Annotated in this window: 14 protein-coding genes, 2 tRNA genes and 1 pseudogene; 9 read left to right on the forward strand and 8 right to left on the reverse strand. The window is 40.5% G+C overall.

Annotated elements, in window-relative coordinates:
- Nucleotides 1-40 precede the first annotated feature (40 nt).
- From FTT63_RS06695 to FTT63_RS06720, 6 genes are all read left to right on the forward strand, one after another.
- Nucleotides 41-631 (forward strand): bifunctional 2-polyprenyl-6-hydroxyphenol methylase/3-demethylubiquinol 3-O-methyltransferase UbiG, encoded by a 591-nt coding sequence (locus FTT63_RS06695; RefSeq protein ID WP_016658949.1) that lies wholly within the window; start codon nucleotides 41-43, stop codon nucleotides 629-631.
- A 2-nt stretch (nucleotides 632-633) separates the two neighbouring features.
- Nucleotides 634-1,677, forward strand: a complete 1,044-nt coding sequence (locus FTT63_RS06700; RefSeq protein WP_095705998.1) for an HNH endonuclease — start codon at nucleotides 634-636, stop codon at nucleotides 1,675-1,677.
- Nucleotides 1,678-1,902: 225 nt separating this feature from the next.
- Nucleotides 1,903-3,471 (forward strand): type I restriction-modification system subunit M, encoded by a 1,569-nt coding sequence (locus FTT63_RS06705; RefSeq protein ID WP_095705999.1) that lies wholly within the window; start codon nucleotides 1,903-1,905, stop codon nucleotides 3,469-3,471.
- Nucleotides 3,471-4,706, forward strand: coding sequence for a restriction endonuclease subunit S (locus tag FTT63_RS06710; RefSeq protein ID WP_095706000.1), 1,236 nt, complete (start codon nucleotides 3,471-3,473; stop codon nucleotides 4,704-4,706). Before FTT63_RS06705 ends, FTT63_RS06710 begins: the two co-directional genes overlap by 1 nt.
- A gap of 7 nt (nucleotides 4,707-4,713) precedes the next feature.
- Entirely contained in the window at nucleotides 4,714-5,433 is a 720-nt protein-coding gene (locus FTT63_RS06715; RefSeq protein ID WP_095706001.1) for a hypothetical protein, read from the forward strand.
- 7 nt (nucleotides 5,434-5,440) lie between these two features.
- Complete coding sequence (locus FTT63_RS06720) at nucleotides 5,441-8,317, forward strand: type I restriction endonuclease subunit R (RefSeq protein WP_095706002.1); 2,877 nt, start codon at nucleotides 5,441-5,443, stop codon at nucleotides 8,315-8,317.
- Between the two features lie 41 nt (nucleotides 8,318-8,358).
- Here FTT63_RS06720 and FTT63_RS06725 read toward each other — a convergent pair.
- From FTT63_RS06725 to FTT63_RS06750, 6 genes and pseudogenes are all read right to left on the reverse strand, one after another.
- A pseudogene (locus FTT63_RS06725) lies at nucleotides 8,359-8,475 on the reverse strand (IS5/IS1182 family transposase); the annotation flags it as partial.
- Nucleotides 8,476-8,594: 119 nt separating this feature from the next.
- On the reverse strand, nucleotides 8,595-9,338 hold the full coding sequence (locus FTT63_RS06730; RefSeq protein WP_016658955.1) for an ATP-binding protein: 744 nt from the start codon (nucleotides 9,336-9,338) through the stop codon (nucleotides 8,595-8,597).
- A 10-nt stretch (nucleotides 9,339-9,348) separates the two neighbouring features.
- Nucleotides 9,349-9,885 (reverse strand): DUF1376 domain-containing protein, encoded by a 537-nt coding sequence (locus FTT63_RS06735; protein WP_095706003.1) that lies wholly within the window; start codon nucleotides 9,883-9,885, stop codon nucleotides 9,349-9,351.
- Between the two features lie 65 nt (nucleotides 9,886-9,950).
- Nucleotides 9,951-10,202: a hypothetical protein gene (locus FTT63_RS06740; protein ID WP_004835501.1), complete on the reverse strand. Its 252-nt coding sequence runs from the start codon at nucleotides 10,200-10,202 to the stop codon at nucleotides 9,951-9,953.
- Nucleotides 10,195-11,376, reverse strand: a complete 1,182-nt coding sequence (locus FTT63_RS06745; protein ID WP_004835499.1) for a site-specific integrase — start codon at nucleotides 11,374-11,376, stop codon at nucleotides 10,195-10,197. Before FTT63_RS06745 ends, FTT63_RS06740 begins: the two co-directional genes overlap by 8 nt.
- A 19-nt stretch (nucleotides 11,377-11,395) precedes the next feature.
- The gene (locus tag FTT63_RS06750; protein ID WP_000122748.1) at nucleotides 11,396-11,605 is read right to left on the reverse strand and encodes a hypothetical protein; all 210 of its coding nucleotides are present in this window, start codon (nucleotides 11,603-11,605) and stop codon (nucleotides 11,396-11,398) included.
- A 112-nt stretch (nucleotides 11,606-11,717) separates the two neighbouring features.
- On the opposite strand from FTT63_RS06750, the gene FTT63_RS06755 reads away from it, so the two are divergent.
- A complete protein-coding gene (locus FTT63_RS06755) occupies nucleotides 11,718-11,945 on the forward strand; it encodes a helix-turn-helix transcriptional regulator (RefSeq protein ID WP_016658958.1) in 228 nt (75 codons plus the stop codon).
- Between the two features lie 325 nt (nucleotides 11,946-12,270).
- Here the strand turns inward: FTT63_RS06755 and FTT63_RS06760 are convergent.
- Both FTT63_RS06760 and FTT63_RS06765 read right to left on the reverse strand, forming a co-directional pair.
- Nucleotides 12,271-12,346: transfer RNA gene (locus FTT63_RS06760), tRNA-Gly, on the reverse strand.
- Between the two features lie 45 nt (nucleotides 12,347-12,391).
- A tRNA-Gly gene (locus FTT63_RS06765) sits at nucleotides 12,392-12,467 on the reverse strand.
- A gap of 232 nt (nucleotides 12,468-12,699) precedes the next feature.
- Here FTT63_RS06765 and FTT63_RS06770 point away from each other — a divergent pair.
- A complete protein-coding gene (locus FTT63_RS06770) occupies nucleotides 12,700-13,008 on the forward strand; it encodes a BolA family transcriptional regulator (protein ID WP_016658959.1) in 309 nt (102 codons plus the stop codon).
- Between the two features lie 32 nt (nucleotides 13,009-13,040).
- The gene (locus tag FTT63_RS06775) at nucleotides 13,041-13,433 is read left to right on the forward strand and encodes a SirB2 family protein (RefSeq protein WP_168383793.1); all 393 of its coding nucleotides are present in this window, start codon (nucleotides 13,041-13,043) and stop codon (nucleotides 13,431-13,433) included.
- The last annotated feature ends 32 nt before the right edge of the window (nucleotides 13,434-13,465 follow it).

The raw sequence follows: 13,465 nt of genomic DNA on the forward strand, positions 1-13,465 counted from the left end.
ATCAGTATGTTCTTTAACATAAGATATTGGCTTTTAGACAATGAATCAAACATCAAATTATTACAATCAACATGCTCAAGCATTTTTTGAAAATACCTATCAGGTTGAAATGGAAAGTCTTTACGCACCATTTCTAAGATATTTGCCGGAACAGGCATTGATCCTAGATTTGGGCTGTGGCTCGGGGCGGGACACTTTGGCATTTAAGAAAAAAGGCTATCAAGTTGAGGCAATTGATTATTCTGCCGAGCTGGTTAAAAAGGCCAGGGAGCTGACCAATATTGAAGTACGTCAGCAAAGTTTTTATGACCTAGCTGAGAATAATAAATACGATGGTATTTGGGCTTGTGCATCTCTTTTACATTGTGAAAGAGATCGCCTAACTGAAGTGCTGGGGCTTATATTCAAAGCATTAAAGCTAAATGGTGTGTGTTACATGTCTTTTAAGTATGGCAATACAGACCGTGAGATAGAGGGGCGTAGCTTTACTGACTTGAATGAACAGCAAGCTCATGACTTACTTAAGCAGATCGATCAGGCTTTACTGTTACAACAATGGATTACTGTAGATAAACGTCCAGAGCGTACAGAAGAGTGGATGAATATTCTGATTAGAAAAGTGCAGGCTTAGATATGTTATTCAGTATAGCCGAAATACCAACCCCTCAAGAACAGTTGAAATTCTTAAAGCATATTCAGCAGATTTTGCAGTCAGGGACGTTTACTTCGACATATAAGTTTGCCTTACTGATAAGTATCACGCGTCTGGCGATTGAACAGGGGCAAGATACTGGTGCTGTCTTGCATTTGGACTATCAGGATATTGCGGAAAAGTTTATTGACCTGTACTGGAAACAGTCACTGCCGTTTCAGTTTAACCAGTATGAGCCTTTTACTATTCATCAAAGCACTGGTAAGCAGGCAAAGATCATCAGTGAAATCCAGAAAGCACAGCAACAATTCGAGACCTTGGCCGCGTTGAGAAAGGATGTACTTTACTGGAACAGGTTGAAGCGAGCAGTTGCAACAACGGTAAAGCAAATGCCGGTGGTGTATTTGCAGAATTTGAATGGTCAAACCATAGAGTTTCTCTATAGTCTTGAAGATTCCAAGCAGTCCCTCAAGCTGTTGCCCAAGGTGATGTATTGCTTAAGACAATTTAGTGAAATCATTGAAGAGTTGTGCCAGAAGCGCTGGATTGATTTTGTTCGGCTAAACAAGCAGAACCTAGTGGTACTGGATGGTTTGCCTGATCTAGATGAATTCATGTTTGCCCCAAGTCGCAATCAACTGGGGAAGGTCGCGGACTTCTTAATTGACGTACAGCAATGCCAGTGTTTTTACTGTGGCAAAAGCCTAAAAAATTCAAAATATGCCGTGGATCATTTTATTCCATGGGCATTATATCCTGCCGATACCGGACATAATTTTGTCCTGGCGGATGAAAAGTGCAACTCACAAAAAAGTAATTATTTGGCGTCAGAACAATTTCTGCAACAGTGGCAGGAGCGGAACTATCTACATGATCAATCTATTGTTCGGGAAATTTCTCAATTAGGTTTTTTAACCGATCTGCAACGTTCGCATCGGGTTGCCGACTGGGCGTATAAGCAGGCAATAGAGAATGAATATTTAGTCTGGCTAGGTGGAAAAGATAAACATATATTAGGTGTTTAGTCCCATATCTGGAGTACTTTAATGTCTTTATTTTTCTGTAGTGAAGATTACTGGAGTAGGCTGCTATATAGTTTAGATTATGTCTCTATCTAGCGCCTGAATTGACAGATTACATCGCTTGACCACGACAATTCATGTCCTTGTCCACCTTTTTACTGCTGCATAATTTAGAATTTTAGGTAAAATCATTTTATTAATGATTTACTTATTTGGACTCCTATAACAATGACCCAAGTACAACTGCAACAATTACAAAAACAACTTTGGAATATTGCCAATACTTTGCGCGGCACCATGGGCGCCGATGAATTCCGTGATTACATTCTGGGTTTTATTTTCTTTAAATATTTATCAGAAAAGTCGGTTAATTTTGCCAACGAATTGCTCGATGGCGAAGACCTCAGCTTTTTAGAATTAGATGAAAATAATGCTGAGCATGTGCCGTACATCGAAGAAATTAAAAAGAATGCCATTGCCGAAGTGGGTTATGCGCTTACACCCAAACAGCTATTCCATACCTTAGCCGAGCGTGGTCGTCAGGGCGAATTCATTTTGGATGATTTAACTGCGACCTTAAAATCAATTGAACAAAGCACGTTAGGTACTGACTCTGCCGATGACTTTGCCAACCTGTTTGAAGATTTGGATCTAAACTCGACCAAGCTTGGCAATAATGCCAGTGACCGTAATGCACTGGTGGCGAAAGTCCTGAGTCATTTAGATGACATTGATTTTGATATTAGTAATACCGAAGCCGATGTACTGGGTGATGCTTACGAATATCTGATTGGTGAGTTTGCCTCAGGTGCGGGCAAAAAAGCGGGTGAATTCTATACCCCGCAAACGGTATCGACTTTACTGGCGAAGATTGTCACCCAAGGCAAAGACCGTTTACGTTCAGTCTATGACCCGACCTGTGGTTCGGGTTCATTGTTACTACGGGTAAAACGTGAAGTCAAAGATGTCGATATGATTTACGGTCAGGAAATGAACCGTACTACTTACAACTTGGCACGCATGAACATGATTCTGCATGATGTGCATTTTGCCAAGTTCGACATCAAGCAGGAAAATACTTTAACCCGTCCGCAGCATTTAGATAAAAAGTTTGATGCGGTGGTGGCGAATCCGCCATTTTCTGCAAAATGGTCTGCCGATCCGTTATTTTTACAAGATGAGCGTTTTGCTTCTTATGGCAAACTGGCGCCAAGCTCCAAAGCGGATATGGCTTTTGTACAGCACATGCTGTATCAACTGGATGACAACGGCACCATGGCGGTGGTATTGCCGCATGGCGTCTTGTTCCGTGGTTCGAGTGAGGGCGTGATTCGTCAGTATTTGATTGAACAGATGAACGTGGTGGATGCCATTATTGGTCTACCTGCCAATATTTTCTATGGTACCTCGATTCCAACCTGTATTTTGGTGCTGAAGAAAAACCGTGAGCAGAGCGGTAATATTCTGTTTATTGATGCCAGCAATGATTTTGAAAAGCAGAAGAACCAAAACAAGTTACTGCCTGAGCATTTGGATAAGATTGTTGCGGCATTTGAAAAGCGTGAAAATATTGAAAAGTATGCGCATGTGGCGACTTTGCAGGAAGTGAAAGATAACGATTACAACCTGAATATTCCGCGTTATGTGGATACCTTTGAAGCGGAAGCCGAGATTGATTTAGATGCGATTGCAAAACAGCTTCAAGCTTTGGAACAAGACAGCCAAAAAACCGATGCCATCATTGCAGATTTTTGCAAAGAGCTAGGCATTGTTTCACCGTTTTCGGAGGTGAAGTAATGGTTGCACCGAAGTTAAGATTTAAAGAGTTTGATGGGGATTGGTCTGAATCAAAATTAAAAGATTGTATAGATTCAATTGATTCAGGTTGGAGTCCTCAATGCGAAAGTTATCCTGCTGATGAGAATGAGTGGGCTGTTTTAAAAACCACATCAGTAGATTGGGATGGCTTTAAGGCTAATTTTAATAAAAAACTTCCATCTAATTTAGAAGCTAGATTTGAGATTGAGGTAAAGCCTAACGATATTTTGGTTACTCGAGCTGGCCCAACTGAACGTGTAGGTGTAGTGGCAGTCGTTCCACATAATGTACGCTCGAAATTAATGATTTCCGATAAGTTAATTAGATTGAAAGCAGATAATGAGAATAATCCTGAATTTTTAGGAATTAGCCTGTCATCTGTAAAATGTCAAAATCAGCTTCAATCTAAAACTTCAGGATTAGCAAAATCGCAGACAAATATTTCTCAGAAAATTTTATGTGATGTAAGTTTGATGACTCCTGCAAAAGCAGAACAAACCAAAATCGCCTCGTTTCTTTCCGCAGTCGATGAAAAGATCAGCCAACTCACGCAAAAACATGCGCTACTCAGCCAATATAAACAAGGCATGATGCAAAAGCTGTTTAGCCAGCAGATTCGTTTTAAAGCGGATGATGGTAGTGAGTTTGGGGAGTGGGAGGAAAAAGCGCTTAAGACTATTGCAAGAATTTATGACGGTACTCATCAAACCCCTAATTATGTTGAAGATGGTGTGCCTTTCTATAGTGTGGAACACGTAACAGCAAACAACTTTTTTAAAACAAAATTTATCGCTGAAGACGTATTTTTGAATGAGCTGAAAAGAGTTCAACTAGAGAAAAATGACATTTTGTTAACTAGGATCGGAGATATTGGGACATCCAAATTAATTGATTGGGATGTACGTGCATCATTTTATGTAAGCCTAGCCTTAATTAAAGTTGATAAAAACCATAATTCTTCTTTTGTAAATCAATATATTAAGTCTGTTTTCTTTCAAAGAGAATTACATGAAAGAACTATTCACGTAGCTTTTCCAAAGAAAATTAATTTAGGTGAAATTGGATTATGCTTAATTCGGTTGCCTTGCCCAGAAGAACAAACCAAAATCGCCAATTTCTTATCTGCCATTGATCAAAAAATTGAAGTGGTGGCACAGCAAATAGAACAGGCTAAAACTTGGAAAAAAGGCTTGTTACAGCAGATGTTTGTGTAGGGTAGGCATGAAAAGATTTGATGGGTATACAGTTTTAGAAATATTTGCTGGTAATGCGAGTTTAGCTTTAGTTGATTCAGCAACGTTTGGCTTGGGGGCAGCCTTTCGTAACTCAATGAAAGAAAGTGCTGAGCATATCAGGCAGTGTAATGATGCACTATACCAAATGCGAATAGCTACTTTTTTAGAAACTGTAGAGCTTTGTGCAGAAGAAGTAGAATTTTTTTTAAATGAAAATACTGATCACCTAAAATTAGGACTTGGTATCATCCGAGAGTTAGAAACATTTTTATGTGATAAGCAAGCAGAAATGTCTGCAATAAACTTTAGATTATTAGTCCAAGGTAAAGTTGATAAACCAATATTTTATAAGATACAACATGTAATTAGTCGTCTGAATGAATACTTGTTAAGTCAAATTGAGAGAATTAAACCTGATTTGAGCTTAAGGTGCCGTATAAAAGATGAATATGCAGATTCGTATAATGATTTTTTTGATTTATGGTTTGAATCGGAAACTGAGCATTTAAAGTTTCAAAGTGTATTACAAGGTTATTATCTTGAAGAATTTCAAAATCTAACAATTGCCCAAGAGTTTGTTGGATTCGAATTCCTTCAACAAAAGGCAAATAGTTTAAACGCAGGACAAACGCAAGAGCATTTACTAACCTACGTAAGAACAAATTTTTTCCTTTGGTTTTATTTCAAAATTTATAATTTAAAGTGACGGTAAGATGACAGTACAAAGCGAATATCAACTTGAAAATGAATTGATTAGCCAGCTCAAGCAATTGGGTTATGCCTCAGTCACGCTCAAGGATGAAAGCCAACTACTGTCAAACCTCAAAACCCAGATTGAACGTGCCAATGGACTAGCGCCCCTGTCAGAAACGGAATGGAAACAAGTCATCAGTTTTTTAAACACAGGCACAGTGTTTGAGCGAGCCAAGAATCTGCGTGATCTATTTCCAGTCAAATTTGATGACGGCAGCAGCAAACACATCTTTTTTCTCTCGGATGACCCAAGCAAGAACATCTATCAGGTGACCAATCAAATCACCATCGATCACCGCGACTATAATGGCAGAACCAGCCGTTTTGATGTGACCTTACTGGTCAATGGTTTGCCTTTGGTACAGATCGAACTAAAAAAACGCGGCATGGAAATCGCCGAAGCCTTTAATCAAACCCAACGCTATATTCGTGAAGCCTATTGGGCAGGGCAAGGGCTGTTTGGTTTTATTCAGCTCTTTGTGATTAGTAACGGTGCCAATACCCGTTATTACTCCAACGGCACCACAGGCATCGAGTTTGCCTTTCCCTGGGCAGATGTTCATAACAAACATATCAATGAAATTGTCGACTTTGCCGAAGCTTTTTTAAATCAGCAGCATCTAACCCAAATGCTGACCCAGTACATGGTGCTGCTAGAAACCACCAAAAGCCTGATGGTGCTGCGTCCCTATCAGATTTATGCAGTACAGAAAATTGTGGAGCATGTGCAAAACTCCGATCAGAACGGCTATATCTGGCACACTACAGGTTCAGGCAAAACCCTGACTTCATTTAAAGCCAGTCAGATCATCATGCAAATGCCCGATGTTGAAAAGGTCTTGTTTGTGGTCGATCGTAACGACCTCGATACGCAAACCTCACGCGAATTTAATGCTTTTAAAGCCGACAGCGTCGACAGCACCGATAACACATCGACCTTGGTAAAACAGCTCGATCAACGACATGACAAACTGATTGTGACCACCATCCAAAAGCTCAATCGGGCCATCAGTACTGACCGATATTTAGAATCGATTGATTATCTTAAAAATAAAAAAGTGGTCTTTATTTTTGATGAATGTCATCGCAGTCAATTTGGTGAGACCCATCAGAACATCAAAAAATTCTTCAGCAATGCACAAATGTTTGGTTTTACCGGTACGCCTATTTTTGAAAAGAACAGCCAAAGCAAAGCAGGTTTAAAACTCACCACAGATTACCTGTTTAATGAATGTTTGCATAAATACGTGATTGTCGATGCCATCCGTGACCGTAACGTCTTGCAGTTCCAGATTGATTATCGGGGCAAATACACCGCCAAAGGCATGGCGACGAATGAAAGTTATGAGGAAGATGTAGAAGGCATCGATACCAAAGAACTTTATGACAACCCGAAACGCTTAGAAATGATTGCCCGCTACATTGTCAATATTCACGATACCAAAACCCGTAATCGTGAATTTACCGCAATGTTCTGTGTCAGTTCGGTCGAAACACTGACCCAATATTACGACCTTTTTGAAAAGGTGCAGGCTGAAAAGCAAATTGAAGATGAAGCACAAGGTCGGATATTTAAACCGTTGACTATTGCAACCATCTTTTCCTATGCGGCAAATGAGGCTGTACCGACTGATGACTTAACTGGCTTGATTCACGAAGAAGCCGCAGATATTCCAACTCAGGTCAATTCATCCAGTCGGGATAAGCTAGATCGCTACATTGCCAATTACAACCGACAGTTTAAAACCAACTACAATTCTGGCGATCAATTTTATGCGTACTACCGCGACATTGCACAGCGCGTAAAAAACAGACAGATTGATATTCTAATCGTGGTCAATATGTTCCTCACGGGCTTTGACTCTAAGCCGCTAAATACCTTGTATGTCGATAAAAACCTAAAATATCATGGCTTGATTCAAGCATTCTCTCGTACCAATCGTGTCTACAACGATAAAAAACCATTTGGCAATATCATCTGTTTCCGTAACCTAAAACGTGCAACGGATGAAGCGCTGGCACTATTTTCCAACAAAGAAACGACCAAGATCGTCCTTGTTCCAAGCTATGCGGAAATCGAACAGGATTACCAAGCAGCGGTGAGCAAATTGTTTGCCTTAACGCCCAATTACCAATCAGTCGATGATCTTGTCACTGAAGAACAGCAACTCGAATTTATTAAAGCTTTCCGTGAAGTGATGCGCTATAACGCGCAATTACAAACTTTTATTGAATACGATCAAGACCAAACACAACTTGATAAGCAGCACTTTGCAAACTTCGCCTCTAAGTATGCTGACCTATGTCGTGCCGTTAGAAAGACCACCAAGAGAGACAAAGTATCGGTACTGGATGATGTCGATTTTCAACTGGATTTACTGCATAGTGATCGCATTAATGTTGGTTATATCATCAACCTGCTACAGCTTGTTGTTGATACAGACTCAGAGGACAAGCGTAAGAAGTACCAAGCGCAAATTTACGATTTAATCAGTAGCGATATTAGCTTGCACGATAAGCAAGACCTCATTCAAAAATTCATTGAAGAAAACATGCCGAAGATGATCAACGGCCAAAGCGTCCAAACAGCTTTTTCTGAATTCTGGGATGCTGAAAAAGAACAGGCCTATCAGCATCTTTGTAAAGAAGAAAACCTGAAACCAGAAGCCATGAAGCAGGTTCTGGAGCATTATGAGTTCACCAAACGCCTACCACGTAAGGAAGAATTGAAGGACTTACCAAACTATAAGGTTAAGCTGTTTGAACGGGATAATGTTTTGACCAGTTTAATGGTGAAGACAAGGCAATTGATTGAGAAGTTTTATGTGGGATTTTAATTGAGGTAAGGCTTTGTAGCACAAACCTAGCTTAGAAGGGGCGCATACCATTGCGTAGCAGGATCAAACCAAATGGCAATATTTCCGCGACTCATGAGTGCTCGGTTATATGCGGGCCAATTGGTTGTGCGGTAGATTTTGTGTGTAGGCTTCTTCATTTGAAAATTATATCGCTGAAAAACCCTTTACAGATAGGTTTGTGCAACAAAGCCACTTAATTTAAAAAAGAGATAAGTTAAAAAGAGCCGTCTAACAAGGCTCTTTTTTGCAAGCAGTATTAAGTAATCCTTTGATCTGCCCAGTAGCATGGAACAATGATCAGGCTATTTTCATGCAACCTTGACCATAATCGGACACCTAAATCCCGCTGCATATTTTGGACTGTGAAATTGGAAATCAGCAGGGTAGATTTCATATTGTCATAACGACTATATAAGACCTTATGCACCATCTCCAGGCGTTTTTCATGCCGGTCATGCAGGCCATATTCATCAATCACTAATAAATCAAAGCTGGAGAAATGGTCGATGACTTCCTTTTCAGAGCGTGAAGCATCTGACCAAGTGTCCATCATTTTTTGAGCAATTTCTGCACTGGTATAGTAGCGTGCAGATTTTGTACTGTTATGCAGAATGTTGCGAATAATTGATGCACTCAGATGGGTTTTACCTGTACCTGGTGTACCAATCATCAACATGTTCGGGTTGTGGTCAGAAATAATCTGCTGTGCAAAGGCCTGACATAGTTTGATGGTATTGTCTTGTGCAGGGCATGCAACTACATAATTCTTGAAGCCACGATCCAGGTAGCGTTTATTGAGCCCTGAGTTTTTGATTTTCTGTTGTAGCAATCGCTGTTGCAACTCATCTGCATAGGCTGCATGTGAGTGATGGACGGTTTCTTTGGCACACAATTTACATAGCTTGTGACCAGCGATTTCCATCAGGGGTATATGATGGGTAGGGCAAAGTGTTTCCGTTGTTTCTGTGCGAAACTGGAGCGTTTTAAGCATGGTATTCATGATCACTCTCCTAAATCCATTTGGAATTTTCTAAAAAATCCTCATTTTTTTCTTCAAAATTTGAAGATGAAGATGAAGATGAAGATGAAGATGAAGGGCATGGTTCAAGCATGACTTGAGTAATACTCGGGTTCTTCTCAGGAGCTGCTTGAGCATTTACTTTTCGTTGCTTGGCTGATGCTTGAGCATTACTTGCGGATTTCCCCCAACGTGCTTGAGCTGCATTTTTAGCTTTATCAGATTTCATTTGCTGATTTTGCAATGCCTGGCTTTTTAAACTGGTTAAAAAACTTGAAAGAATTTGTTCAGATTCGACTTCAAATAATTCTAATGCTGTCAGCGTATTCAACAAAGTTTTAGCCTTGGTATGCTGCGGTAATTTCGTGATGCTGCATACCGTTGCTAAATCATGAGGAATAGCTCCATTTTTCCAGAAATCCATCATTAACAGCAGTGCCGCACCAATTTGTTCTGCTGTCATTCGTGCAAATTTCGCCTGTAGGTCGCCAATATAGAGTGGCATCCAAATTGAAATATCTTTATGCATATGTTCACCTTTTTATAGGTATAAAGGGGCTACGGTCATCGATTTGATGACCTTTTATGTTTGTTTTATGAGTGAGCGAGACTCATTAAGCGGACACGGGCCTGTTGAGCTAAGTCATCGTAATGAGCTTGCCCTTCATCCAGCATTCGCTGTAGCCAAAGTCTTAATGCTTGGTGATCATCGAAGCATTTATTGATTTCCAGCAAAAAGGCCAGATTGTGCAGTTTCGGAATGTGTAGCTCATGGATTAATTCACGAGCGACCATATCTGCTTCAGGGCTGATCACCACACCACCAAAGAAAGCTTTACTATTCATGTGCAAGCTCCTCTGTAGTGAGTCTCTCCAGCATGGCTTCAAAAGCACTGCCATCGCGACGGGTAACATTCGGAATGTAGCGGCTATAGACCCGGAACAACATTTCAGTGGTTGAATGCCCCAATTGGCGAGCGACCCATTCTGGATTTTCACCTGCCGCCAACCAGAGCGTTGCTGCTGTATGACGTGTCTGATAAGCACGACGAGGCGTTAATCCTAAAAAGCGTAGCAGAGGATGCCAGACACGCTTGTTTACCAGACGATAATCGAGAGGTCCACCATCACGATTGCAGAATACAAACTCTGATTTACCATTATTTAACATTTTCTGTTGCAGAAAGGCCTGATAAACCCGATCACTCATTTGGATGGTACGGTCAGAACCATAAGTTTTGGTTCCACCAAGCTCGCCATTTACTAACGCTTCTCTGATATGGATTTCACGACGCTGTAAGTCGATATTTTTCCATTGCAGACCATCGATTTCACTGGTACGCATACCCGTAAAAAAGCGAATGGTGTAATAGGGGCGGAAGTCTTCACGCACTGTGGTAAGAATTTTATGCACCTCTTCCAGAGAAAAAGGTGTGACTTCAATCTTGCTTTCCTTCAGATTGTTAATATTTTTATAAGGCGACTCAAACTCGTATCGTTCAGCCGCATCATTGAGTATCATACGTAAAGGCGTCATGATTTGATTGATCCTCGATGCTTTCAGACTTGTTTGATCTTTTCCGTGTGTCACTTTGGCGAGAGAGGCACGGAAGTTCAGCAAGTCTGACTTCTTGATTTTCGAGAGAACCTGATTACCAAAAGCAGGAATCAAATAGTTTTTGATCACAATTGAAACCTTTTGCTGATATGAGGTTCTCCATTCAACTTGTTTCTGCTTAAACCACAATTCAGTAAACTCTTTAAAAAGAGGAACTTTGGTCTGTACAGCAATTTGCTGACTTCTTTTTTCCTTAAACTCCTCAACACGGTTACTTTTTGGAAAGTACTTTTCGTATTCAAAAGTTCCCAAAGTAATTTCAGCTTCAAGCTGTTCGAGACGTTTTTTCAAAATGCGTCGGTTATAAGCATTGTCTTCAAGATTGGTTGTCTCTCTACAACGAATGCCCATGTAGCGAAAGTCGGCAATCAGTTTGCCACTTCGTTCCCGGATGGTAGCCATCAGTTAAACCTCCTAAGCCTTATTGCAAGGCATCCATGCTTAAACCGGTGAATTTAAGCATTTCAGTTTCAATGCGTTCCCAAACAAAAAGAATTTTTCGACCACCAAAAGGACGGATGTAGTGAACACCTTCAATAAAGACACTGTCCTTCAGTTGGTTGCGGATAGTACGAGCGTCGTACTGGATTTTTTCAGCCAGTTGCTGGGCTGTGAGATAGGTATATGACATAATAGAGCCTCATATTTTTTACTAGGTAACTAGGAAAAATTATTCCTAAGACATAAATTATCATATTTTTATGTTGTTGCAAGTACTTTTTATGATTTAACTAGGAAATTTTATGATTATCTCAAACTTGGCGGTTTTATTAGCAGAAAGGAAACTTAAGGTTGCTGATTTGGTGAGAAGTACTGGAATTAATAAATCTACTTTGCATAAACTTTATAATGATGAATCTGTACGGATTGATTTTGAAACCATTGATAAAATTTGTATTGCATTAGATGTAGAAGTGGGCGATTTATTGATTTTTAAGAAAATTGATAATAATCAAAATGATAATGGCTAGTTTGGTCACAAATGGTCACATCAAAAAGTGAAATGGTCACAAATCCTTGATCGTTTGGTAAAAAAACACCTTGTTTGGAAGAGAACTGGGTGATTTTTGCCTTCAAAAAAGCTCTAAAATTGGTGATCGATTGAGGACATTTAAGGTCAATTGAGACCATTTTTATTGTCGTGGGCACGCCATGGTCACATCTTGGTCACAAAATACAAATTACATTAAGAATATTTTTTATTGAATCGAAGAACAAAGGAAGAAGAGTTTTTAAAAAATATAATAAAATCAACAAGAAAAAAGCCCCAATCTTTCGATTAGGGCTTTTTGAATTTGGAGCGGGAAACGAGACTCGAACTCGCGACCCCAACCTTGGCAAGGTTGTGCTCTACCAACTGAGCTATTCCCGCAGGGTCGATCAATTTTTTACTTTAAAAAATGAACAAAAAAGAATTTGGAGCGGGAAACGAGACTCGAACTCGCGACCCCAACCTTGGCAAGGTTGTGCTCTACCAACTGAGCTATTCCCGCATGCGGTGTATAATACATTATGCAAAAACAGGGTCAATAACTTTGTGAAAAAACTTGTGCTGATTGCATAAATAAAAGCCATTTTGACCAAGGTTTAGATGATTTCTGCTGTGAAATCAGCCCATAGCGGCGGTTCAGGCGGGAAAAAGCCGGTTTTCAGCCGGTCGCCACAATATCGCAAAAAGAACAGGGTATACTAAGATTAATCTCAGGCCTTTTTGGATGCATGATCATGAGCATAGAACAACAACTGATTGAACGCTTACACACCCTGAACCCGACACATTTAGACGTGGTGAATGAATCTTCTGGTCACGGCGGCTATTATCCGGGGAAGGAATCTCATTTTAAGGTGGTAATCGTTAGTGAACAGTTTGCCGGTTTACGTCTGGTGCAGCGTCATCAACAAGTCTATGCCGCGGTCGGTGATCTGTTAAGTCCAAGCAAGATTCATGCGCTGGCAATTCATGCCTTTGTTCAGGATGAATGGCAAGGACAGGATACCTCAAGCCCGGAATGTGCCCACGCCCCGAAACAATAACCCGGAACAAGAAATAGAGATCAGAACAGTTCATGGAAATCCAACTTTTACTTAAAATTATTCATATGACCAGCATCAGCGTATTGCTGGTCATTCTGCTGGCCCGTGGTCTGACCTTATTTAAAGGCGTGCAGGGCAACCAGCCCAATCCGGCCGGACGCACACTATGGGTGGCGCTACAACATTTATCGGTTACGCTGATAGTAGTAACCGGAATTGTGCTGCTGGCATTAAAGGATTTTCAGGTCGAAACCTGGTTTTATGCCAAAATCATTTTATTCCTGGTGATGCTGTCTTCGTTAATGAAAGCCTACCGTAAAACGGACAGTATTTTACTGGTGCAACGCCGCGCCGGCTGGGGCATAGCCCTGGTTGCATTACTGGCGATTATCGCCTTGGTAATGATCAAGCCAAGTTTTGGTTAATTGTTCGACAATAATGTCTATCTCTCGGCTAT

Origin of the sequence: Acinetobacter sp. C15 (assembly GCF_013420645.1) — a bacterium.
In the GTDB taxonomy this organism is placed as follows: Bacteria; Pseudomonadota; Gammaproteobacteria; order Pseudomonadales; family Moraxellaceae; genus Acinetobacter; species Acinetobacter indicus.